The sequence below is a fragment of the Xanthomonas sp. NCPPB 2632 genome (assembly GCF_041228075.2).
GTDB lineage: Bacteria > Pseudomonadota > Gammaproteobacteria > Xanthomonadales > Rhodanobacteraceae > Luteibacter.
This window is the reverse complement of record NZ_CM192979.1, coordinates 4301076-4323221: the sequence shown is the minus strand read 5'-3', so window position 1 is coordinate 4323221 and position 22146 is coordinate 4301076. Positions and strand designations below refer to the sequence as shown.

Genomic DNA, 22146 nt, shown 5'->3' with positions numbered 1-22146 from the left:
GATGCACGAGGTGGCCAGGTTGTCCCTGTCGCGACACCCCGGTGCGCTGCCGGATGCGTTCGTCGTGCCGTTCGATCCGTCCGAGTCCGATCTGGCGCTGTTCGCGGCCCACGGCATCGCCTGTCCGCCCGCCATCGAGCGCAGCGTGCCCAAGCGGCGCGCGGAGTACCTGGCCGGCAGGCGCGTCGCACTGGCCGCCCTGGCGGCGGCGGGTGTCCACGTCGGCGATCTGGGTACGTCCGCGTCGCGGGCGCCGTGCTGGCCGGAGGGCTTCATCGGCAGCATCACGCATGCGTCCCGCACGGCGGCCGCGGTGGCCTTGCCGGTGGGGCCGCTTCGCGGCGTGGGGCTCGATCTGGAAGACGTGGTATCCGACAGCGCCATCGAGGCGATCCTCGTCTCGGTGGTCACCGCGGCGGAGGTGGCCGCCCTGGTCGATCTGGTCGTGCATACCGATCGGGCCACGGCACTGACGGCCGCCTTTTCGGCCAAGGAGAGCTTCTTCAAGGCCACGGCGGCGACAGTAGGGCGGATCTTCGACTTCTCCGCACTGACGCTGCGACGTGCCTCGCACGACGAGGGCATCATCGAGGCGGACGTGGCCGAAGACCTGGCGCCGTCGCTGCCGCGCGGCACGTCGGTGCGGCTCGGCTTCAGTGTGCTCGAGCATCGTTCGGTCGTGACCACCTGCGCGTGGCGGCCATAGCGCCTCCTTCACTGACGGCGGGCGGGCAGGGCTTGAGCTGCCGGCCGGGGACAGGGACACTCGGCGGCTACCCGAAGCCGCAAGGTCGTGCACGATGAGCGATACCTCCTTCTACCCCGTCGGCACGCCCGGCCAGCCCTGGACCGCGGCGGACGTCGCCACCTGGCGTGCCCGCCAGGTCAGCCGGCGCAGCTACGCCGACGATGTCCTGCAGGCGATCGAACCGCTGCGCCAGCGCTTCGAGGTCAGCGAGTACGGTGCGCTCGACTATGCGGAAGGCCATTATCCGCTGCTGGCGATCCGCAGCCGCGACTGGAACGACGCCTTGCCCGTGCTGTTGGTGACCGGCGGCGTGCACGGCTACGAAACCAGCGGTGTCGAAGGCGCCCTGCAATTCGTCCGCGAACACGGCGCCGACTACGCCGGCCGGGCCAACCTGCTGGTCGTGCCCTGCGTCAGCCCCTGGGCCTACGAGCGCATCCTGCGCTGGAATCCCGACGCGATCGACCCCAACCGCAACTTCCGCCGGGACAGCCCGGCGGCGGAGTCGGCAGCGCTGGTCCGGTTGCTGGCACCGCTGGCAGACAAGGTACTGGTCCATATCGACCTGCATGAGACCACCGATTCGGACGAATCGGAGTTTCGTCCCGCCCTGGCGGCGCGCGACGGCACCGCTTACGCGCCCGGCGAGATTCCCGATGGGTTCTACCTGGTCGACAGCGCGGCCAACCCGCAGCCGGCCTTCCAGAAGGCGATGATCGACGCGGTGGCGAAGGTCACCCATATCGCCCCGGCGGATGAGCGGGGCGAGATCATCGGCTCGCCCGTCGTCGCCCCTGGCGTCATCGAATACGATGTGAAGGCGCTCGGGCTGTGCGCCGGTATCACCCATGCCCGCTATGTCACCACCACGGAGGTCTACCCGGACAGCCCGCGCGCCACGCCCCAGCAGTGCAACGATGCGCAGGTGGCGGCGGTGCGGGCCGGTTTCGCTTACGCGCTGGCCCAGGGGTGACGGCGCTCCCGCTGGCCGGGTCCGCGAGCGGCCTGGCCGGCGGCTGTAGGAGAGTCCGGACCCGCGTCGGGCCCTCGGCCTGGTCCGGTCGAAGCCCTCGCGAAAGCCGGGACACGGCATAATTTCGCTACAATCGCGTTTTGCCCCACGGCACGCGCCCCGGTCCACGCCGGCCAGCGCCCGTTGCCGGCTCACGGAGAGGCCATGAACCCCCCACGAGACACCCGCGGATGATCGAAGGCACCCTGTTCGTGGTGGCCGCTCCCTCGGGCGCAGGCAAGTCGACACTGGTCAACGCCCTGCTGGAGCGCGAGCCGGACATCTCCCTGTCGATCTCGCACACCACGCGCCCCCCGCGCGTGGGCGAGCAATACGGCCGTCATTACTTCTTCGTCGAGCGCGCCGACTTCGAGCGCGAGATCGCCGACGGCATCTTCCTTGAGCATGCGGAGGTCCACGGCAACCTGTACGGCACCTCGCGCATCGTCGTGGAGGAAAAACTCGCCGATGGCGCCGATGTCCTGCTCGAGATCGACTGGCAGGGCGCGCGGCAGGTTCGCCAGGGCAAGCCCGATTGCGTCAGCGTGTTCATTCTGCCGCCCTCGCGGGTGGAGCTGGAACGCCGCCTGCGCGGCCGCGGTTCGGACGCGCCGGAAGTGATCGAGCGCCGCCTGTTCAACTCGCGCGAGGAAATCGCCCACGCGCACGAGTTCGACTACATCATCGTCAACGACCGTTTCGAGGACGCCCTGGCGGACCTCCAGTCGATCGTCCGCGCCGTACGCCAGCGCGCGCCCGTGGTGGCGCGCCGCCACGAAACGCTGATCCAGGAGTTGCTGGCCCCATGACCGACGACGCCATCGTCCGCATCCGCGGACTGACCACCGTGCTCAACGGCAAGACGATTTTCGACTCGCTCGACCTGGATATCCCGCGTGGCAAGGTCACCGCGATCATGGGCCCCAGCGGCACCGGCAAGACCACCCTGCTCAAGCACATCACCGGGCAGATGCGCGGCGACGCCGGCACGGTGGAGGTCGACGGCCAGAACGTCCCCGCGCTGTCGCGTGAGAAGCTGTTCGGCCTGCGCGAGCGGATCGGCTACCTCTTCCAGAATTCCGCCCTGCTGACCGATTACGACGTGTTCGAGAACGTCGCCTTCCCGCTGCGCCAGCACACCGACCTGCCGGAAGAACTCATCCGCAACATCGTGCTGAACAAGCTCGAGGCGGTCGGCCTGCGTGGCGCGGCGAAGCTGGAGCCCACGGAGCTGTCCGGCGGCATGGCCAGGCGCGTGGCGCTGGCCCGCGCCATCGTCTTCGACCCGGCCCTGATCCTGTACGACGAACCCTTCGTCGGACTGGATCCCATCGCACTCAACCAGGTGCTGCTGCTGATCCGCACGCTCAACGAAACCCTTGGCATCACCAGCGTGCTGGTGGCCCACGAACTGGCCGCGGTGCAGAAGGTGGCCGACCACGTCTATCTCATCGCCAACGGCAAGGTCGTGGCCCAGGGCGCCCCGGCCACCCTCGCCACCGACGGCTCGCCGTGGACGGCGCAGTTCTTCGGCGGGCGGATCGACGGCCCGGTTCCCTTCCAGTATCCCGCAGGCGATTACGCCACCGCGCTCGGTTTCCCCGGAGGCAAGGCATGACCACCCGGGACGACAACGTCGTCATCCGCAGCCTCGCCCAGATCGGCGCGAGTGGCCTGTTCCTGCTTACCGTGCTGGCGGCCATCCCGCGCAGCTTCCGCTACTTCCGCGAGACGCTCCGGCAGATATGGTTCGTCGGCGCCATGAGCCTCACCATCGTCATGACCTGCGGCCTGTTCGTGGGCATGGTGCTCGGCCTGCAGCTGTACGACGTACTGTCGATCTTCGGCGGCACGTCGGCTACGGGTACCGTGGTGGCCATCGCCATCTACCGCGAGCTCGGCCCGGTGGTCACCGCGCTGCTGTTCGCCGGTCGCGCGGGCACCTCGGTCACGGCGGAAATCGGCCTGATGCGCGCCACCGACCAGCTCGATGCCATGGAAATGATGGCGGTCGATCCCATCGCCTACGTGGTGGCGCCGCGCTTCCTCGCCGGGGTCATCGCGCTGCCGCTGCTCGGTGTCGTGTTCTGCGCCATGGGCGTGTTCGGCGGCCACCTGGTCGGCGTCACCTGGCTGGGCATCGACAACGGCACGTTCTGGTCGAACATGACCGCCTCCGTCGACGTCCACAAGGACATCATCAACGGCGTCCTGCTCAAGTCCTTCGCCTTCGGCATCGTGGTCTCCCTGATCGCGGTGTTCCAGGGCTACACCACGCCGCCCACCAGCGAGGGCGTCGCCTATGCGACGACCCGCACGGTGGTCGCTTCGTCCATCGCCATCCTGGCGCTGGACTTCGTCCTCACCTCGTTCCTGATCTGAGGCACCGGAGACCCGCCATGACTTTCCCTTCCCTTCTTTCCCCTTCGAGGATCGTGCCGTGACCCAGAGACGTTCCTATGCCGTCGGCACCGGTCTGTTCATCGTGCTCGGTTTTGCCGCGCTGGCCTACCTGGCCACGCAGACCACCTCGGTGGCCAACTCGCACCGCGGTTCCAGCTACGAGGTCTCCACCCGCTTCTCCAACATCGGCCAGCTGAAGGCGCGTGCGCCGGTCAAGGTCGCCGGTGTCCGGGTCGGCTCGGTCGAGTCGATCGACCTGGTTCCGGGCAAGGAAGAAGCCAAGGTCACCCTGGCCATCGACGACAACCGGAAGGACATCCCCGACGATTCCGTCGCGACGATCTACACCAGCGGCCTCCTGGGCGACCAGTACGTGGGCCTGCAGTACGGCCAGTCGAAGACCCCGCTGAAGGCCGGCGGCGAGCTCGCCTTCACCCGTCCGGCCCAGCAGCTGGAAGAAATGCTCGGCAAGTTCTTTGGTGGTGGCAGCGCCCCGGATCGCCTGGGCGGCACCTTCCACGTCACCGGCAACTTCACCAACATCGGCGGCCTGCAGCCGGGCGCGGCGGTCAAGCTGGCCGGCGTGCCGATCGGCAGCGTGTCGTCGGTGGTGGTCAAGCCGGGTGCCACGGAAGCCACCGTGACCCTTGCGATCGACAAGCGTTACTCCCAGATACCGGATGACTCGGCCGCGGCGGTGTTCACAAGCGGTTTGATCGGTAGCCAGTATGTTGCGATCCAGCCGGGCGGCTCGCCGGAATACCTCGCGGAGGGCGACGAGCTGGTGCTCACGCAATCCGCGCTGCAGCTGGAAGACCTGATCGGCAAGTTCCTCGTGAACGGCTCGCCGAGCGACAACAAGAACGGTGCCCCGCAGGGTGGCGCCAACCCCGATAACGCCGGCAAGAAGTAAGCCGGTCCAGGAGACATCGCATGCTGCGTCAGATTTCCCTCGCCATCGCCCTTGCCCTCGGCAGCGTCATGGCAGCACCCGTGCTCGCCCAGGACGCCGCGCCGGCCTCCGCCGGCCAGCAGCAGGGCCCGGAGCAGATCGTCCAGACCATCTCCGACGACCTGGGCAAGGCCATCGAAGGCCACCAGGCCGAGCTCAAGAACGATCACGAGAAACTGATCGCGGTGATCGACGATACGTTCCTGCCGCACTTCGATATCGACTACGCGTCGATCCTGGTGCTGGGCCAGAACGCCTCGAAGGCCACCCCCGAGCAGCGCGAGCGGTTCGCCAAGGCGTTCTACAACTCGATCACCCATCGTTACGCCGAGGGCCTGCTCAACTACACGCGCGGCAAGGTGAAGGTGCTGCCGTTCTCCGGCGACCTCAACAACAAGCGCACCGTGGTCCGCACCCAGGTCATGCTCGACGACGGCAAGTCGGTCTCGGTCGACTACGCGTTCCGCAAGTCGAAGTCGGGTGACTGGAAGGCTTACGACGTGATCATCGAGGGCATCTCGTACATCACCAACTACCGCAACCAGGTGGATGCCGAGATCAAGAAGGAAGGCCTCGACAAGCTGACCACCGACCTCGAGACCAAGGGTGCGGGCGCCATCGACGACATGAAGAAAGACACGGGCGGCGCCGGCAAGTGAGCCAGGCGTCGTTCTCGCTGGCGACGCCTTCGCCGGACACCCTCGCGGTGTCCGGCGATCTCACGTTCGCCACGGCGGCCGCGGCCCTCGACGGCGCTCGCGCCGAACTGGATCGCGGCAACCAGACCGTGCTGGACCTGGGCGGCGTTTCGCACGCCGACAGTGCCGGCCTCGCCACGGTGCTGGCCTTGCTGGCCCATGGCAGGACGAAGGGCAGGGCGATCTCGGTCGCCCGCGTTCCGGAAGGACTGCACGCGCTGGCGACGGTGTCGGGCGTGGACGCGTTGCTCTAGGTCTGTTCGTCGGTGATGGTTTGATCCAGGCCCTGCGGGGCCTTTTTCATGGGCGCGATTTGGCGGGCCGGTAACGCCTCCGAGCGCTGAGGTTCCCGATAGGTGCGTGTGTATGTAGGAGCGCACGCACGTGCGCGAACCCTCAATACCCCCAGGGCGAACGATGCCATGCCTGCCCTCGTGCCAGCGTTTCCGTGCGCCGAACGAAGATCGTGCACGCGCGTGCGCTCCTACCCCCGAGCCCCCGAGCCCGACGCCCGACGCCCGAGCCCGACGCCCGAAAACCGCCACCCCAAAACCAAAAAAGGGCCCCGAAGGGCCCTTTCGATCAATCGGGCTTCTGCCCGTTCGACCGTTCCCACTTGTGTTGTTCGTCCAGGAGCTGCTCCGGGTCGAAATCCTTGTTGCTGTCGCTCAGGCCCTGCATCTGCTCGATCGCTTCGGCCGGCGGGTTGCCGTCGTAGATCTGGTAGAGGCGCTGCTGGCGATAGGCGTCGCGCAGGAACACGTACGGATCGTAGGCCGAGGCGAGGAAGCTCTCGGCATCGATCGCGCGGGCGCGGACCGTGATGAGGTACAGGACCGACGGCGCGTAGTACTGGCCGCTGTGGAAGTCGTGGTTGCGGCTCAGGTAGCTCAGCGGGTCGAAGAAGTAGCTGTCTACCGGCAGGCGCCAGACGTCGCGCACCGTGGTCGGGCCGATCAGCGGCATGACCAGGTAGTCGCCCTCGGGCACACCCCAGCGGGCCAGGGTGACGCCGAAGTCGCTGTCGTACAGCGGCATGCCGAGCATGCTGGCCGGATCCTTGAAGCCGAGGACGCCGATGGTCAGGTTGACCACGAAACGGCCCGTGGTCACGGCCGCCTGGCCGGGACGGAACTGGAGCAGCTGGTTGCCGATGGTGATCGGCAGGCGGATATTGGTGTAGAAGTCACTGACCGCCGTACGGACGGGCGGGTTGGTGATCTTCCGGTAACCTACCGCCACAGGGCGGATGATCGCCTTGTCCAGCTTGTCGTTGAAGGCGTAGACCTTCCGGTTGAAGTTTTCGTTCGGGTCGTCGGTGCGGGGCGGTGCGATATGACACGCGGCAAGCAAAGCCAGCGACGCGAGGCCGACGGCACGACGGACGATCCGGAAAAAGGGCATGGGGCGCATCGGAGTGGCTTCGGGGGTGGGGCGATAGGATAGTGTACCGCCTGGTTTTATTATTTGCACTACACCCGCCCTTCCTGGTCAGAACCCCACATGATACCCGTCCCCTCATTGCCAGCCAATGGGCCGGACCGCTAAACTGCCCGGTCAGAAGTATCTTTATTGTCAAGGATTTGAAATGGCCCGAATTACCGTCGAAGACTGCCTTGAGGTAGTCGACAACCGCTTTGAGCTCGTGCTCATGGCGACCAAGCGCGCGCGCCAGCTGTCCAAGGGTGCCGAGCCCACCATCGATCCCGACAACGACAAGCCGACCGTGCTCGCCCTGCGCGAAATCGCCGACCGCCGCGTCAACGACGAGATGATCGACGAAATCGACCGCGCCGCTCGCGAGCGTGCCGAGCGCGAAGCCCTCGAGTGGGCCGCCACGGAAGTGGACGACGACCTCTCCAAGGGCGGGGATGACTGATGATGCCGGGTCGCTGTCGGCCCTGCATTTATCCGAACGTTGCGCGCCCTGACGCGCGGCCGCTGATGCCGCGCGCGGGAGGCTGTGCCGGCTGACGGCACAGGGGCCTCCCATGGAAGTCATTCCCGCCAAGAAACTGACCGACGTGCTGGACGACGGCCCCGTGCCGCCCTACGTCCAGGCCCTCGAAGAACGGGTAGGCACCTACCTGCCGCACGATCAGGTGCTGCGCATCCGGCGCGCCTTCCTCATCGGTGCCGCCGCGCACGAGGGGCAGACGCGTAAATCCGGCGAGCCCTACATCACGCACCCGGTGGCGGTGGCCCACGTGCTGGCCGAACTGGGCCTGGATGCCGAAACCATCATCGCGGCCATCCTGCACGACACCCTGGAAGACACCCGGCTGGCGCGGGACGAACTGGCGGGCGAGTTCGGCGAGACCGTGGCGGAGCTGGTCGACGGCGTCACCAAGCTCGACAAGATGCGTTTTTCCAGCCGCCAGGAAGCCGATGCGGAAAGCTTCCGCAAGATGCTCCTGGCCATGGCGCGCGACCTGCGCGTCATCCTGATCAAGCTCTCCGACCGCCTGCACAACATGCGTACGCTGGGGGCGAAAGACGGCCCCTCGCGTCGTCGCATCGCCCGCGAAACGCTGGAGATCTACGCGCCCATCGCGCAGCGCCTGGGCATGAACAAGTTCAAGGCCGAGCTGCAGGATCTCGGTTTCAAGGCGCTGTATCCGGACCGCCACCGCATCATCGGCGAGCGTATCCGCGCCGCCATCGGCAACCGCCGCGAGGCCATGGCCAAGATCGAGATGGCGCTCGAAGGGCGCCTGGCCGCCGAGAAGATTCCCGGCCGCGCCGTCAGCCGGATCAAGTCGGCGTGGAGCATCTATTCGAAGATGCGCGGCGACCATAAATCGTTCGCGCAGCTGATGGATGTCTACGGCTTCCGCGTGATCACCGACAACGCCATGCACTGCTACATGGCGCTCGGCGCCGTGCATGGCCTGTACAAACCGGTGGACGGCCGCTTCAAGGATTTCATCGCCATCCCCAAGGGCAACGGCTACCAGTCGCTGCACACCGTGCTGCTGGGTCCGTTCGGCGCCCCGATCGAGATCCAGATCCGCACCTCGGAGATGGAATCGGTGGCCGAGCGCGGCGTGGCCGCGCACTGGGCGTACAAGAGCGATTCCGGCCCGTCCAACAGCGCGCAGGCCCGCGCCCGGGAGTGGTTGTCCGCGCTCGCCGATAGCCAGGCCAATACACCGTCGGCCTCGGAATTCCTCGAAAACGTCAAGATCGACCTGTTCCCGGACGAGGTCTACCTGTTCACGCCGCGCGGCGAGATCTTCTCGCTGCCGCGCAACGCCACGGCGCTGGATTTCGCCTACGCCGTGCATACCGACGTGGGCGATCACGCCGTCGCGGCCCGCGTGGACAAGAAGCTGGTGCCGCTGCGCACGCGGCTGGTCTCGGGCCAGCAGGTGGAGATCATCACCGCCCCCTCCGCGGTGCCGAACCCCGCGTGGCTCGAGGCGGTGGTGACGGGCAAGGCGCGCACCGCCATCCGCCAGTACCTCAAGCACCTGCAGCACGAGGATGCCGTGGACTTCGGCCATCGCATGCTCGACCGTGCGCTCGACGCCCGTGGCATGAGCCTGGACGCCGTGCCGGCCGCCACGCTGGATCGCTTCCTCGAAGACGCGAAGCTGAAGCGCCTGGAAGAACTGCTTTCCGAGATCGCGCTGGGCAACCGTTTCGCCGACCAGGTCGCCGTGCAGCTGCTCGGCCTGCTGGGTCCGGGTGCCGGCGGTCCGCAGGCACCGTCCGAGCAGCAGCACAGCGCGGAAAAGATCCGCATCAGCGGCGCCGAGCGCGGCGTGCTCAGCTTCGGCAACTGTTGCCATCCGTTGCCGGGCGACGAGATCATCGGCTTCCTGTCCTCGGGCAAGGGCATCGTGGTGCACCGGGTGGAGTGCCCGAACGTGCCGGAGTTCCGCAAGACGCCCGAGCGCATCGTGGCCATCGAGTGGGATCGCGACGTAGCCGGCGACTACCGCGCCGAATTGCGCATCGAGGTGCTCAACCGGCCCGGCGTGCTCGCCACCGTGGCCGCCGCCATCGCCGACGCCGGCTCCAACATCGAGAACGTCGAATACATCGAGCGTGACAGCACCGCCGCCACGCTGCTGTTCGCCATCGAGGTCAACGGCCGCAAACACCTCGCCGATGTCATGCGCCGCGTCCGCCGCACCGGTGTCGTCAGCGGCGTCTACCGCCACCCCCTCTGACCCCGCCCGTGCCGCCCCCCATTGCCGTGGGTAGGAGCGCACGATGTGCGCGAAAAGCCAACAAAGCGATGACGAGGCAACCCCTCAGGGCAACGCGAGCGCCGTTCGCGCACATCGTGCGCTCCTACAGGGCGAGTGGTCGCTAGCGGCGCTTCCGCGGCATGGATAGACTGGCGGTCGATCCCCTACGGACCCTCCCCATGACCCGCAGCACCATCGCTACCGACAAGGCGCCGTCCGCCATCGGCCCGTATTCGCAGGCTGTTCGTGCCGGCAACACGGTGTATTTCTCGGGCCAGATCCCGCTCGATCCGGCCACTGGCAACCTTGTGGATGGCGACATCACCGCGCAGACGCGCCGCGTGTTCGACAACCTCGTCGCAGTGGCCGAGGCGGCGGGCGGCACGCTGGCGGACATCGTCCGTGTGGGCATCTACGTGACCGACCTGGGCAACTTCGCCGCCGTGAACGCGGTGATGGCCGAATACTTCCAGCAGCCGTACCCGGCGCGTTCCACCATCGAGGTCTCGGCACTGCCCAAGGCCGCGCAGGTCGAGGTCGACGCGATCCTCGTCCTGCCGTAAGGCCCGCGCCGTTCCCGTGGCCCGACGCGCGACACCCCCGTCCGCCGCCATTCCGGCAGCGGACCCCGGGCGTGCGCCGCTGACCTCGCTGGGTGGCGTGGGTCCGGCCCTGGCCGAGACCCTGCGCAAGCTGGGTCTTCGCGAGGTGCAGGACCTCTGGTTCCACCTGCCGTTGCGCTACGAGGATCGCACCACCGTCGTGCCCATCGGCGACCTGCGCCCGGGCGATCGTGCGCAGGTCGAGGGCGTGGTCGAACACGTCGAGCGCGGTTTTCGCTTCCGGCCACAGCTCAAGGTGATCATCGGCGACGAGTCCGGACGTCCTCTGCTGCTGCGCTTCTTCCACTTCCGCAAGTCGCAGGTAGACCAGTTGCCCAAGGGCGCGCGACTGCTGTGCTTCGGCGAAGTGCGACAGGGCCCGCAGGGCCTGGAAATCGTCCACCCGCAATACCAGCGCATCGAGGCGGATGAAGCCGTATTGATGGACGAACGGCTCACGCCGGTCTATCCCACCACGGAGGGCCTGGGTCCGCGACGCCTCGCCAGCGTCATCGGCCGCGCGTTGGCGCACCTGCCCACCGACGATCGCCTCGAACTCATCCCTGACGACATCGGTCGCCCGGCGGGGCTCACATCACTGCGCGATGCGCTGGCCTACGTGCACCGACCGCCGACGGACGTCGACCTCCGCCAGCTGGAGCAGGGCCAACACCCGGCGCAGCAGCGGCTGGCGTTCGAGGAACTGCTGACCCAGCACCTCACCCTGCGGCGCATGCGCGCGGCGGTGAAAGAGCGTAAGGCACCGGCGTTGAAAAGCGCCGGCACGTTGAAGGATCGCCTGCTGGCCGCGCTGCCGTTCGCGCTCACCGGCGCGCAGGCGCGCGTGTCGAAGGAAGTGGCACGCGACCTGTCGCGCGCGCATCCGATGCTGCGCCTGGTGCAGGGCGACGTGGGCAGCGGCAAGACCGTGGTGGCCGCGCTGGCCGCTGTCGCCGCGGTGGAAAGCGGCTATCAGGTCGCCCTGATGGCGCCGACCGAACTGCTGGCCGAGCAGCACCTGCGAAACTTCCGCGCCTGGCTCGAGCCGCTCGGCCTGGAGGTGGAATGGCTGGCCGGCAAGGTGCAGGGCAAGGCGCGCAAGAACGCCCTGGCCCGCGCGGCGGATGGCCAGGCGCATGTCGTCGTCGGCACGCACGCGCTGATGCAGGAAGGCGTGGCGTTCCACAAGCTGGGGCTGGTCATCGTCGACGAGCAGCACCGCTTCGGTGTGCACCAGCGCCTCGCCTTGCGCGACAAAGGCGCCGACGGCGCACTCATCCCACACCAGCTGGTTCTGACCGCCACGCCCATCCCGCGTACGCTGGCCATGAGCGCGTACGCCGATCTGGATGTGTCCTCGATCGACGAGCTGCCCCCCGGTCGTACGCCGGTGCAGACCGTGGCTATCTCCAACGAACGTCGTTACGAGGTCATGGAGCGCATCCACGCCGCGTGCATGCAGGGGCGGCAGGTGTACTGGGTGTGCACGCTGATCGAGGAATCCGAACAGCTCAACGCGCAGGCCGCCGAGGTCGCGCACGCGGAACTGACCACGGGCCTGCCGGACCTCGCCGTGGGACTGATCCACGGGCGCATGAAGCCGAAGGAAAAACAGGCGGTGATGGATGCGTTCAAGGCCGGCGAACTGGCCGTGCTGGTCGCCACCACCGTGATCGAGGTGGGCGTGGACGTGCCCAACGCCAGCCTCATGGTCATCGAAAACAGCGAACGCCTGGGCCTGGCGCAGCTGCACCAGTTGCGCGGGCGCGTCGGCCGCGGCGCGATCGCGTCCAACTGCGTGCTGCTGTACCAGACGCCCCTGTCGCGGCTGGCGCGCGAACGCCTGCAGGTGATGCGCGAGACCAACGACGGCTTCCGCATCGCCGAGAAAGACCTTGAACTGCGCGGTCCGGGTGAAGTGCTGGGCACTCGGCAGACCGGGCAGTTGCAGTTCCGCATCGCCGACCTGACGCGCGACGGCCATCTCATGCCCGAGGTGCAGCGCGTGGCCGAGGCGATGATGGCCCAGCATCCCGCACGCTGCGAGCGTCTCATCGCGCGCTGGGTGGGCGATGCCGCACGCTATGTGGACGCCTGAAACCGCATGCTAGAGTCGTAGCTTCCTTCGATGGGGGCATGCGAATGAATGTGATCCGGGCCGCCGTGGTGTCCACGGCCCTTCTCCTGCTCGCCACGCTGGCGCCCCATGCGCACGCTGCCCCGGTCGTCAGCGGCGAGGCCCGCTTCACCGTCCTTACCCCGCGTGTCATCCGCATGGAATACGCGCCGTCGAGGTCGTTCGAGGATCGTCCGTCGCTGGTGTTCGCCACGCGCGGCAACGGCGAAGACGTGCCCGCCACCGTATCCCACGACGACGGCTGGCTGGTCATCCGCACGGCCCTGCTCACGCTGCGCTACAAGGAAGGCTCGGGCCCCTTCACGGCCGACAACCTCAGCATCGCCTCGAAGCAGCTGAAGCCTGCCGTGGCATGGCATCCGGGGCTGAAGGAAACGCACAACCTCGGCGGCACGGCGCGCACGCTGGACCAGGTGGACGGCGATCGCCATGCGTCCGACAACACGCCGCTGGATCTTGGCGACGGCCTGCTGTCGCGCGATGGCTGGCACCTGGTCGACGACACCGGCAGCTTCGTCTTCGGCAACGAGGCGTTGCCCTGGGTGCATCGTCGCGAGTGCGCCACCTGCACCGACTGGACCTTCTTCGGTTACGGCCACGACTACGTGGCGGCGCTGGGCGACTTTACGCGGGTCGCCGGGCACGAGCCGCTGCCGCCGCGCTACGCCTTCGGCTACTGGTGGTCGCGCTACTGGAACTACAGCGACAGCGAGGTGCGCGAGGTTGCCGCCGACTTCGCGCGCTACGGCATCCCGCTGGACGTGCTGGTCATCGACATGGACTGGCACACCACGCCCGGCCTGTCGTCCAGCGGCACGCAACGCGACGTTGCCGGACAGACGCCGGGCTGGACGGGATTCTCGTGGAACCGCAGCCTGTTCCCCGACCCGCAGCGCCTGCTGCACTGGCTGGGCGAGCAGGGCCTGAGGGTCACCCTGAACCTGCATCCCGCCTCGGGTGTGTTGCCGCACGAGGACGCCTACGCCGCCTTCATGGCGCGGATGAAGGCCGACCCCGCTCATCCACTGCCGTTCGAGGCGGCCGATGCCGCCTACATGTCGGCCCTGTTCGACACCGTGCTCGACCCGCTGCACCGCATGGGCGTGAGCTTCTGGTGGCTGGACTGGCAGCAATGGCGCGAATCCAAGGCCATGCCGGGCCTGAGCAACACGTGGTGGCTCAACCATGTGTTCTTCACCCGCATGCAGCAGACCGACAGCAAGCGCGCCTTGATCTATCACCGCTGGGGCGGCCTCGGTAACCATCGTTACCAGGTGGGTTTCTCGGGCGACTCGATCATCTCGTGGGCATCGCTGGCGTTCCAGCCCCGGTTCACCGCGACGGCGTCGAACGTGCTGTACGGCTACTGGAGCCACGACCTCGGCGGTCACACCTTCCGCGACGAAAGCGATCCGGCCACGCGACGGATCGACCCGCAGCTCTACGTGCGCTGGATGCAGTTCGGTGCCTATAGCCCGATCATGCGCACGCACACCACCAAGAACCCGAACCTGCGCAAGGAGCCCTGGCGGTTCGCGCCGGCCGAGTTCGATGCCCTGCGCGAGTCGGTGCTGACGCGTTACCGCTTGCTGCCCTATACCTACACCATGGCCCGCAAGGCGTACGACACGGGTGTCTCGCTGGTGCGGCCGCTGTACTACGCGTGGCCCGACGACGACCGTGCCTACCGCAGCGACGGCGAATACCTGTTCGGCGACGACCTGCTGGTCGATCCGGTCACGGCGGCGGCCGGTGCGGACGGCTTCGCGGTCCGGGACACCTGGCTGCCGCGCGGCGCCTGGTTCGATACCGTGCAGGGCCGTTCGCTACAGGGCGAGCGCACCGTGCAGGGGCGCTACCGCCTGGACGAAACGCCCGTGTTCGCGCGCGCCGGCGCCATCGTGCCCACCAGCACCGATCCCACGGTGAGCGTGTCCCACGACACCGGCGGGCGCACGTTGCGCGTGTATCCGGGTGGCCAGGCCACGGCCGAGCTGTACGAAGACGCCGGCGAAGACGAGGCCTATCGCGGCAGCGCCTTCGCGCGCACGGCGCTGGCAACGGAGAAGCGGCCCCACGGCGTGCGCCTGCGTATCGCTGCGCGCGACGGCAGCTATCCGGGCATGCCCGCGTCGCGTCGCTGGTCGGTCGATTTCGTCGCGGTGGCCATGCCCTCGCGCGTCACCGTCGACGGCGTGACGCTCACCCGCGCCGACGATGGCGCGCCGGGCACGTGGCGGCTCCGTGGCCGCGACCTCACGTTGCACGTGGTGCTGCCCGAGCACGCGGCGGCACAGCCGCAGGTGGTCGAGGTGATCTGGCCCGCGGATGCGCCGGATGTGGACGGGCTGGTCGGCCAGATGCGCGACGTGCGCGAGGCCGTCGCCTGGCTGAAAGGCCACTGGGTCGACTTTGGCGGCCTCCCCGATGAGCTCTCCGCCGCGGCGCAGGCCGACCTGCTGATCGACTACCACCCCGACCGGTTCGCGGCGGAAGTGGCGGCCTTCCGCGGGCGGCTGGCGAACATGGACGCCACCCTGGAGGCCGCCCATGTAGCGGTCGACCTGCGCGCGGGTTTCCGCAGTCGGCTGGGTCGCTAGGCGGCCGCAAGAGGCGCGCCAAGGCGCCGGCGCACGTCGGCCGCGATCCGGGCGGTTTCCCGTAGCGGCGTCTGCCGGGCAGGTGTGTCGGCGTCCAGGTCGTGCAACAGGCCGGCCTGCCGCAGCTCTGCATGGAAGCGGGCCAGCTTCGCGTCCAGCGGCGCGGAAGTGAACGTGTGCACGGGGGCGCCCGTGGCGCAGGCTTCCGAGAGCATGTTCACCGAGTCCGGCGTGACCACCAGGCGATCCGCCCAGGCCAGGATGCCGGGGTAGGGGTTGGCGCCGTCGTGGTCGCCGGTCCAGACCAGCCCGGGCAGGTCGGCAAACGCCTCGCGGAGGGTCGGCAGCAGCGCGTCGGGGGTGCGCCGTGAGGCCGCCACCAGCACGCTGCCGCCATCCCGCGCGTGGCGTGCGCGCACGGCGGCCAGGAACGCGTCCACGGCGGTGCGTTCGAAGGGCGCGCCACGCCGGTGTCCGCCCAGCAGCACGCCCAGGCGCGGGCCCGGCAGATCGGCCAGCCAGGGAAAGGCATCACGCCCGTCGGCCAGCCAGGCATCGTCGATAGGATGCAGCGATCCCAGCGGCGTGAGCACGTTGTTCCCCGTCAGGCCATCGTGTGCGGGGGCGATCACCAGGTCCCAGTGGCGCGGGTCCAGGCGCGGGTCGAGCACCTGCACGGCGCGCGTGCCGCCCTGCGACCACTGGCGAACCTGCCGTGTCGCCCAGGCGGCGGCACGGCCGCAGCCGATGACCAGGGACGGCCAGGGCGGCCGCAGCTGGTGCTCGTGGCGACCGAGTGCCAACCGGCCGACCGGCAGCAGGCGTGGCGCGGCCCATGACCACGGTGCGCGCAGTTCGATGACGATCTCGCGGATGGAGGGAGTGAGTGCTTCGGCCAGCGCCAGGGCCTGTCGCCGGTTGCCCGCCGCCCCATCGGTGATCACCCAGCAGGGGCCGCGCTCGGCGATTGGTATCGTTTTTTGCACACTTCGTTCCTTGTCCGACCGGTCCACACGGGGCGCCGGGGCGCTTACACTGTCGGAATGCCAGAGTTTGGCGTCTCGTCACTGTACAAGGATATCCATGAGCGCTCCGCTGTCCGATGCATCGCTGGACCAGTTGTTCCTCACCGCCCGCACCTACAACGCGTGGCTGCCCAGGGAAGTGACCGACGAACAGATCCACCGGTTGTACGAACTGGCGAAGTTCGGCCCCACCGCGGCCAACTCCTCGCCCATGCGCGTCATGTTCATCAAGTCCGCCGACGCCAAGGCGCGCCTGAAGCCCTACCTGGCCGAGTCCAACGCCGAGAAATCGATGCAGGCCCCGGTCACCGCCATCGTCGCCACCGATTTCGCGTTCTACGACCATTTGCCCAAGCTGTTCCCGCATGCGGATGCCCGCAGCTGGTTCGTCGGCAAGGAAGACATGATCCAGTCCTCGGGCATGCGCAACGGCTCGCTGCAGGGGGCCTACCTCATCATGGCCGCCCGTGCCCTGGGCCTGGACTGCGGCCCCATGTCCGGGTTCGACCAGGCGGGCGTGGATGCCGAGTTCTTCGCGGGCACCACCGTCAAGTCCAATTTCCTGGTGAACATCGGCTACGGCGATGCCAGCCAGCACCTGTTCGACCGCCTGCCGCGGCTCAGCTTCGAGGAAGCCGCGCAGATCGCGTGACACCCCTTTTCCCGCGGTGACCTTTTGTTCCCGCCGTCCTAGTCGTACCCACACTGCTGGAGAACCACCCATGCGCATGCTCCGTTACGTCGCCCTCGCCGGCCTGCTCGCCACCGCCGGCACCGCCGTCGCCGCCCCGGTCACCTACAAGCTCGACCCGACCCACACCATGGTCCTGTTCAGCTGGAACCACTTCGGCTTCTCCAACCCGACCGCCAACCTCGGCCAGGTCGACGGCACGCTGGTGTACGACGAGGCCGCTCCCACCAAGTCCACCGTGGAAGTGACCCTGCCGCTCTCCGGCCTGGACACGTTCGTGCCCAAGCTCGACGAGCACCTGAAGTCGGCCGACTTCCTCGACGCCGCCAAGTACCCGAACATCACCTTCAAGAGCACCAAGGTGGTGTCCGCCGGCAAGGACAAGCTGAAGGTCACGGGCGACCTCACCGCGCACGGCGTGACCAAGCCGGTCACGCTCGACGTCACGCTGAACAAGGTCGGCCCGCACCCGATGATGAAGGTGCAGTCGGTCGGCTTCGACGCCACCGCCACCATCAAGCGCTCCGACTTCGGCGTCGGCGCCTATGTGCCCAACGTGTCGGACGAGATCAAGATCCGCATCACGACCGAAGGCCACGACGCCTCCGCCGAGAAGAAGTAAGCCCCGCGGGCCTTGCGGTCCGTGAAAGACCCGCGCCGGCGACGGCGCGGGTTTTCTTTTTTGTTACCATCGCAGACCCCGGTTCCACCGTTTCGCCCGGAGTTCCCCCATGCGACCCAATCCTGCGGCCGCGCCGCTCATCCCGGCGAATGCCGAAAACCGCTATGAAGTGACGCGCGCCGACCTGCCGCTGTCCTGTCCCATGCCGGGCATGTACCTGTGGAACTCGCATCCGCGCGTCTACCTGGCGATCGAGGACGAGGGTGGCACCTCGAAGTGCATGTATTGCGGCGCCAACTACGTCCTGAAGGATTGAACGCGCCCATGCGGGCACGTTTCGTGCTTCGCCTGCGTCACCACTCTCAACGGACCCACCCATGGCCACCGTCGCCCCGCTCCGGACGATGACCGTCGTGCAGCTGATCCCCTCGCTCCATTCGGGCGGGGCGGAGCGCTCGACGCTCGAAATCGCCCGTGCCCTGGTGGCGGCGGGACATCGCTCGGTGGTGGTGTCGGCCGGCGGCCGTCTGGTCGCCCAGCTGGAGGCCGAGGGCAGCGAGCACGTCACGCTCCCGATCGGACGCAAGTCCCTGGCCACCCTGTTCACCGTCGGCGCCCTGCGCCGCGTGCTGCGCCGGGTGCAGCCGGACATCGTCCATGCGCGGTCGCGACTGCCGGCCTGGATCGGCTGGTGGGCGATGCGCGGCGTGAAGCCCCGTCCGCACTTCGTCACCACGGTGCACGGGCTCAACAGCCCGAGCCGCTACAGCGCCGTGCTGCTGCGCGGCGAACGGGTCATCGTGGTCTCGCAGACCCTGCGCGACTACGTGCTGCGCCACTACCCGAACGATATCGACACCGCCCGCATCTCGGTCATCCCGCGCGGCATCGACACCGAGGCGTTTCCGTACGGCTACCGCCCCGACGACAGCTGGCAGCGCGCGTTCCATGACGAATACCCCCAGTTGGCCGGCGCGCCGCTGCTGACCCTGCCCGGTCGCGGCACGCGCCTGAAGGGACATGCGGATGCGATCGAACTGGTGGCCGACCTCCAGCAGCGCGCCATCGACGTGCGCCTGCTCCTGCTGGGCGCGGACGAGCCGGGGCGCGAGGCCTACGTGGCCGAACTGCGCCAGCTGATCCATGCGCGTGGGCTCGACGACCGTGTGGTCATTTCGCCCGCGCGTGCCGACGTGCGCGATGTCTACGCGCTGTCCGCCCTGGTGCTGCAACTGTCGGTGCGCCCCGAGTCGTTCGGCCGCACCGTGGTCGAGGCGCTGGCCCTGTGCCGCCCGGTCCTGGGTTATGCACACGGGGGCGTAGGCGAGTTGCTGGCCGAACTCTATCCGGCCGGTCGCGTGCCGCCCGGCGATCGCGAGCGCCTGGTCGAGCGCGCCGCGGAACTCCTGCGCTTCGCCCCGCCCATCCCGCCGCCGCGAAGCTATCGCCTGATCGACATGCAGTCGGCCACGCTGGCGCTGTACGCGGAAGTGGTCGAAGGCGCGCCGGTCGCGTGAGCGCGTCACGGCCCGGCGCCCTGCTGAAAGCGGGACTGGCGTCGCCGCTGTTGCCCGTGTGGCTGATTCCCGCGCTGCTGCCCTTCGGCCGCAGCGCGGAGCTGGGTGTGTTCCTCGCCCTGGTCGGCACGATCCTGCTGCTGGTGCGCGAACCGCAGGCCCTGCGGCACCACCCCGGCGCATGGCTTTTCCTCTGGCTGTTCGCGGCCTATGCGGGCGCGGCGCTGGTCTCGGCGATCGATGCCGTGGCGCCTGGCAAGACCTGGGGCACCGTGGCCGGCATCCTGCGCTTCGCGCCACTGGGCATCTACACCTGCTTCGCCATGCGTCGGCCGGGCAAGGTGCGCGCCCTGTGGTTCGCCACGGCCGTCGTCGTGGCGGTGTGGGTCGTCGATGCCTGGGTGCAGGCGATCACCGGTTATGGCCTGGCCGGGGCGTCGCATCCCGAGCGGCTGTCCGGCATCTTCGGCGCCTACAACCTCAAGCTCGGCCCCGCAGTGTCCGCCCTGGCGCCCTTCCTGTTGTGGGCCGCGCGCGAACGCTGGGGCCGTCGTGGCCTGCTGGCCGCTTTCCTGCTGGCGATGGGGCCGGTGCTGTTGTCCGGGTCGCGTGCTTCCTGGCTCTGCTACGCGCTGGTGGCGTTGGCCTTCCTCTGGCGCGAAGCCGGCAGCTTCCGTCGGTTCGCGGTGGCCTGCCTCGGCATGGGCGTGGTCGTCGCCCTGGTGGGTGCCCTGGCCTGGCAGGTATCGCCTCGCTTCCGTGACCGCATGGCGCACACGTTGCCGGCCCTGACAGGTACCGAGGCTGGGGTGGACACCGCGCTGACCGGTCGCCTGGATATCTGGACCACCTCGCTGCGTCTCTACGCAGCCCACCCGATCAACGGCGTCGGCGTGCGCGGCTTCCGCGTCGCCTATCCGTCCGTCGCCACGCCCGGCGATCATTTCCTGACCACCGAGAAATGCGGCGAAGGCGAGGGCGCCTGTCATCCGCACCAGGTGCTGCTGGAAGCCGCGACGGAAACCGGCACCCTCGGCCTGCTGGCCTGGCTGGCTGCCACCGTGCTGGCTGTATGCACCTGGTGGCGCGCCGGCCCGGTGGCGCGTGCGCGGGCCTTTCCGGCCACCGTCGCGCTGTTCGCGATCTTCTTCCCGCTCAACACGCACATGGCCTTCTATTCGGCGTGGTGGGGGCTGCTCACGGCCTGGCTGTTCGCGGTGTGGTGCGCGGCGCTGTTCGCCGACCTGCCCGATGCGACCGACGAGGTGCCTCGCCGTGGCGCGTGAGCCGCTGTCCGTGGTAGTCACTTCGTTCGACAACGCCGCGACCATCGGCGCCTGCCTGGCTTCCGTGCGTTTCGCCGACGACATCCTGCTGCTGGACTCCGGCTCCACCGACGCCACCGTCGACATCGCCCGCTCGCACGGGGCACGTGTGCACGTGCAGCCGTTCGCGGGCTACAGCGCGCAGAAGCAGGCGGCCATCGACCTGGCCGCGCATCGCTGGGTGCTCCTGCTCGACTCCGACGAAGCCCTGCCGGCGCTGGCCGCCGAGCGTATCCAGGCCGCCCTGGTCGCGCCGGACGTGGCCGGCTTCGAACTGCTTCGCCGCGAATGGGTGTTCTGGCGCTGGCAGCCCGACCGCGCGCGCCTGAATCACTATGTGCGCCTGTTCGATCGTACGCGCGCCGCGATGAGCGGCCACGAGGTGCACGAGAGCGTGCGTGTCGACGGGCCGGTGCGGCGCCTGGACGCCATCATCGACCACTACGGCGAGCGCGACATCGGCGGCCGCGTGGACAAGGCCAATCGGTATTCGTCGTTGCAGGTACGCGACCGGCTGACCCGCCAGCCACGGTTCCTGCGCCTGCGCATGGTGGTGTACCCGAGCATCGCGTTCGCGCGGTACTACGTCTGGCGGGGCCACTGGCGCGGCGGCTGGGCCGGCTTCGTCGCGGCCCGTGTGCACGCGTTCTACGCGTTCCTGAAGTACGCCAAGCTGTACGAACGACGCATGTCAGGCAGCCAGCGGCATGGCCACGGCGCGTTCGAAACCGAACGCCGCGACGATTAGCTCGCAGGCCTCGCGTCGCAGGGCCTCACGACGGCGGAACTCGCTGCGCCGCTTGCTCTCCACCTCGGTCTCGCAACGCACCGGCTCGTGTGGCGCCATGGCGTAGAAGCCGTCGGCGGTTTCCGTGCCGCCGGACTCGCGCCAGAAACCGTTGTAGTCGGCCTTGACCTTGTCGGCGATGCCGGCGAACACATGCGACTCGTTGGAGATGCCCAGCACGCGTTCCACCTCGAACGCCTCGGCCAGCGCGCGGATCAGCGAGAGCAGCAGGTTCTTCGGACGCAGGCCGTGGCATTGGCGGGTCAACTCGCGCACGGCTTCCAGCCCGGCGTGGTTGGGCGCACCCTGCAGGCAGCCGATCGCGATGGCCTTGCCGTCGTCCATGAACGAGAATGCGGCGTAGGACAGCTGCATGCCCTGATGGTCCACCAGCGACAGGGTCATCTCGCCTTCCCGCGCGCGGCGGTAGGGTGCCTTCAGTACCAGCGACAGCGGCTCGCCGTTGCGCAGGATGACCTTGCCCAGCAGCACCGTGCGCTCGCGGTAGAGCATATGGAAGAGCGGACGCGGGAAACGCGCCAGCGCGAACTCGTAGTGCCCGCGCAACACGTCCATGCGCTTCTGCCACGACCACGCCTTGTGGATGTAGCGGTGCTGGTATCGCTCGGTGAGGATGGTGTCGATCGACGACACGCCCGCCATCGGCGGTGTTTCCAGGAAAGCCAGCCATGCGTCGTGTCGGCGCCAGCGCGTGAGGCTGCGCCCCAGGTAGTTGATCACGGCATTCACGACGTGCGAGCGCTTGCGGTGCCAGGCACCGCGGCCACGTAAGGAACGCGCGAAGCGGAAGATCGACTGCATGGGGAA

22 protein-coding genes are annotated in these 22146 nt (G+C 68.4%); 19 read left to right on the top strand and 3 right to left on the bottom strand.

What is annotated here, in order from left to right:
- Position 1: 1 nt before the first annotated feature.
- The 8 genes from AB8808_RS18655 to AB8808_RS18620 all read left to right on the top strand — a co-directional run bounded on the left by AB8808_RS18655 (position 2) and on the right by AB8808_RS18620 (position 6067).
- Positions 2-706, top strand: coding sequence for a 4'-phosphopantetheinyl transferase family protein (locus AB8808_RS18655; RefSeq protein ID WP_369931023.1), 705 nt, complete (start codon positions 2-4; stop codon positions 704-706).
- Positions 707-800: 94 nt separating this feature from the next.
- Positions 801-1721 carry a M14 family metallopeptidase gene (locus tag AB8808_RS18650; RefSeq protein ID WP_369931022.1) on the top strand — a complete coding sequence of 307 codons (921 nt, stop codon included), beginning with the start codon at positions 801-803 and terminating at the stop codon, positions 1719-1721.
- 230 nt (positions 1722-1951) lie between these two features.
- The gene (gmk, locus tag AB8808_RS18645; protein WP_369931021.1) at positions 1952-2569 is read left to right on the top strand and encodes a guanylate kinase; all 618 of its coding nucleotides are present in this window, start codon (positions 1952-1954) and stop codon (positions 2567-2569) included.
- Positions 2566-3378: an ABC transporter ATP-binding protein gene (locus tag AB8808_RS18640; RefSeq protein WP_369931020.1), complete on the top strand. Its 813-nt coding sequence runs from the start codon at positions 2566-2568 to the stop codon at positions 3376-3378. The genes gmk and AB8808_RS18640 overlap by 4 nt, the downstream gene beginning before the upstream one ends.
- Entirely contained in the window at positions 3375-4142 is a 768-nt protein-coding gene (mlaE, locus tag AB8808_RS18635; RefSeq protein WP_036139495.1) for a lipid asymmetry maintenance ABC transporter permease subunit MlaE, read from the top strand. The genes AB8808_RS18640 and mlaE overlap by 4 nt, the downstream gene beginning before the upstream one ends.
- A gap of 58 nt (positions 4143-4200) precedes the next feature.
- Positions 4201-5076: an outer membrane lipid asymmetry maintenance protein MlaD gene (mlaD, locus tag AB8808_RS18630; RefSeq protein ID WP_369931019.1), complete on the top strand. Its 876-nt coding sequence runs from the start codon at positions 4201-4203 to the stop codon at positions 5074-5076.
- Between the two features lie 20 nt (positions 5077-5096).
- The gene (locus AB8808_RS18625) at positions 5097-5774 is read left to right on the top strand and encodes an MlaC/ttg2D family ABC transporter substrate-binding protein (RefSeq protein WP_369931018.1); all 678 of its coding nucleotides are present in this window, start codon (positions 5097-5099) and stop codon (positions 5772-5774) included.
- Positions 5771-6067: an STAS domain-containing protein gene (locus tag AB8808_RS18620; RefSeq protein WP_369931017.1), complete on the top strand. Its 297-nt coding sequence runs from the start codon at positions 5771-5773 to the stop codon at positions 6065-6067. The genes AB8808_RS18625 and AB8808_RS18620 overlap by 4 nt, the downstream gene beginning before the upstream one ends.
- A 328-nt stretch (positions 6068-6395) precedes the next feature.
- Here AB8808_RS18620 and AB8808_RS18615 read toward each other — a convergent pair whose 3' ends face one another.
- Positions 6396-7217 carry an MlaA family lipoprotein gene (locus AB8808_RS18615; protein ID WP_369931016.1) on the bottom strand — a complete coding sequence of 274 codons (822 nt, stop codon included), beginning with the start codon at positions 7215-7217 and terminating at the stop codon, positions 6396-6398.
- 184 nt (positions 7218-7401) lie between these two features.
- On the opposite strand from AB8808_RS18615, the gene rpoZ reads away from it, so the two are divergent.
- From rpoZ to AB8808_RS18590, 5 genes are all read left to right on the top strand, one after another.
- Positions 7402-7692: a DNA-directed RNA polymerase subunit omega gene (gene rpoZ / locus AB8808_RS18610; protein ID WP_036139505.1), complete on the top strand. Its 291-nt coding sequence runs from the start codon at positions 7402-7404 to the stop codon at positions 7690-7692.
- 112 nt (positions 7693-7804) lie between these two features.
- Positions 7805-9991 (top strand): RelA/SpoT family protein, encoded by a 2187-nt coding sequence (locus AB8808_RS18605; protein WP_369931015.1) that lies wholly within the window; start codon positions 7805-7807, stop codon positions 9989-9991.
- A gap of 200 nt (positions 9992-10191) precedes the next feature.
- A complete protein-coding gene (locus AB8808_RS18600; protein WP_369931014.1) occupies positions 10192-10575 on the top strand; it encodes a RidA family protein in 384 nt (127 codons plus the stop codon).
- A 16-nt stretch (positions 10576-10591) separates the two neighbouring features.
- Entirely contained in the window at positions 10592-12712 is a 2121-nt protein-coding gene (gene recG, locus AB8808_RS18595; protein ID WP_369931013.1) for an ATP-dependent DNA helicase RecG, read from the top strand.
- 44 nt (positions 12713-12756) lie between these two features.
- On the top strand, positions 12757-15351 hold the full coding sequence (locus tag AB8808_RS18590; protein ID WP_369931012.1) for a TIM-barrel domain-containing protein: 2595 nt from the start codon (positions 12757-12759) through the stop codon (positions 15349-15351).
- Here the strand turns inward: AB8808_RS18590 and AB8808_RS18585 are convergent.
- Positions 15348-16337: a mitochondrial fission ELM1 family protein gene (locus tag AB8808_RS18585; protein ID WP_369931010.1), complete on the bottom strand. Its 990-nt coding sequence runs from the start codon at positions 16335-16337 to the stop codon at positions 15348-15350. The two genes, AB8808_RS18590 and AB8808_RS18585, sit on opposite strands and share 4 nt — an antisense overlap.
- Positions 16338-16434: 97 nt before the next feature.
- Here AB8808_RS18585 and AB8808_RS18580 point away from each other — a divergent pair, with 97 nt between their 5' ends.
- The 6 genes from AB8808_RS18580 (at position 16435) to AB8808_RS18555 (ending at position 21279) form a co-directional block, all read left to right on the top strand.
- Positions 16435-17028 (top strand): malonic semialdehyde reductase, encoded by a 594-nt coding sequence (locus tag AB8808_RS18580; RefSeq protein ID WP_369931008.1) that lies wholly within the window; start codon positions 16435-16437, stop codon positions 17026-17028.
- A 70-nt stretch (positions 17029-17098) separates the two neighbouring features.
- The gene (locus AB8808_RS18575; protein WP_036139514.1) at positions 17099-17689 is read left to right on the top strand and encodes a YceI family protein; all 591 of its coding nucleotides are present in this window, start codon (positions 17099-17101) and stop codon (positions 17687-17689) included.
- 109 nt (positions 17690-17798) lie between these two features.
- Entirely contained in the window at positions 17799-18005 is a 207-nt protein-coding gene (locus AB8808_RS18570) for a zinc-finger domain-containing protein (protein ID WP_036139517.1), read from the top strand.
- 61 nt (positions 18006-18066) lie between these two features.
- Complete coding sequence (locus AB8808_RS18565) at positions 18067-19206, top strand: glycosyltransferase (RefSeq protein WP_369931007.1); 1140 nt, start codon at positions 18067-18069, stop codon at positions 19204-19206.
- Positions 19203-20492 (top strand): O-antigen ligase family protein, encoded by a 1290-nt coding sequence (locus AB8808_RS18560; RefSeq protein WP_354516022.1) that lies wholly within the window; start codon positions 19203-19205, stop codon positions 20490-20492. Before AB8808_RS18565 ends, AB8808_RS18560 begins: the two co-directional genes overlap by 4 nt.
- Positions 20482-21279 (top strand): glycosyltransferase family 2 protein, encoded by a 798-nt coding sequence (locus AB8808_RS18555; RefSeq protein ID WP_369931005.1) that lies wholly within the window; start codon positions 20482-20484, stop codon positions 21277-21279. The genes AB8808_RS18560 and AB8808_RS18555 overlap by 11 nt, the downstream gene beginning before the upstream one ends.
- Here the strand turns inward: AB8808_RS18555 and AB8808_RS18550 are convergent.
- Positions 21223-22140 carry a VirK/YbjX family protein gene (locus tag AB8808_RS18550; protein WP_369931004.1) on the bottom strand — a complete coding sequence of 306 codons (918 nt, stop codon included), beginning with the start codon at positions 22138-22140 and terminating at the stop codon, positions 21223-21225. The two genes, AB8808_RS18555 and AB8808_RS18550, sit on opposite strands and share 57 nt — an antisense overlap.
- Positions 22141-22146 lie beyond the last annotated feature (6 nt).

Coding starts and splice junctions, on each gene's coding strand:
- AB8808_RS18575 (WP_036139514.1), top strand. CDS start 17,099: ATGCGCATGCTCCGTTACGTCGCCCTCGCCGGCCTGCTCGCCACCGCC.
- AB8808_RS18550 (WP_369931004.1), bottom strand. CDS start 22,140: ATGCAGTCGATCTTCCGCTTCGCGCGTTCCTTACGTGGCCGCGGTGCC.
- rpoZ (WP_036139505.1), top strand. CDS start 7,402: ATGGCCCGAATTACCGTCGAAGACTGCCTTGAGGTAGTCGACAACCGC.
- AB8808_RS18600 (WP_369931014.1), top strand. CDS start 10,192: ATGACCCGCAGCACCATCGCTACCGACAAGGCGCCGTCCGCCATCGGC.
- AB8808_RS18625 (WP_369931018.1), top strand. CDS start 5,097: ATGCTGCGTCAGATTTCCCTCGCCATCGCCCTTGCCCTCGGCAGCGTC.
- gmk (WP_369931021.1), top strand. CDS start 1,952: ATGATCGAAGGCACCCTGTTCGTGGTGGCCGCTCCCTCGGGCGCAGGC.
- AB8808_RS18655 (WP_369931023.1), top strand. CDS start 2: ATGCACGAGGTGGCCAGGTTGTCCCTGTCGCGACACCCCGGTGCGCTG.
- AB8808_RS18580 (WP_369931008.1), top strand. CDS start 16,435: ATGAGCGCTCCGCTGTCCGATGCATCGCTGGACCAGTTGTTCCTCACC.
- AB8808_RS18565 (WP_369931007.1), top strand. CDS start 18,067: ATGGCCACCGTCGCCCCGCTCCGGACGATGACCGTCGTGCAGCTGATC.
- AB8808_RS18605 (WP_369931015.1), top strand. CDS start 7,805: ATGGAAGTCATTCCCGCCAAGAAACTGACCGACGTGCTGGACGACGGC.
- AB8808_RS18650 (WP_369931022.1), top strand. CDS start 801: ATGAGCGATACCTCCTTCTACCCCGTCGGCACGCCCGGCCAGCCCTGG.
- AB8808_RS18640 (WP_369931020.1), top strand. CDS start 2,566: ATGACCGACGACGCCATCGTCCGCATCCGCGGACTGACCACCGTGCTC.
- mlaE (WP_036139495.1), top strand. CDS start 3,375: ATGACCACCCGGGACGACAACGTCGTCATCCGCAGCCTCGCCCAGATC.
- AB8808_RS18570 (WP_036139517.1), top strand. CDS start 17,799: ATGCGACCCAATCCTGCGGCCGCGCCGCTCATCCCGGCGAATGCCGAA.
- AB8808_RS18615 (WP_369931016.1), bottom strand. CDS start 7,217: ATGCCCTTTTTCCGGATCGTCCGTCGTGCCGTCGGCCTCGCGTCGCTG.
- AB8808_RS18590 (WP_369931012.1), top strand. CDS start 12,757: ATGAATGTGATCCGGGCCGCCGTGGTGTCCACGGCCCTTCTCCTGCTC.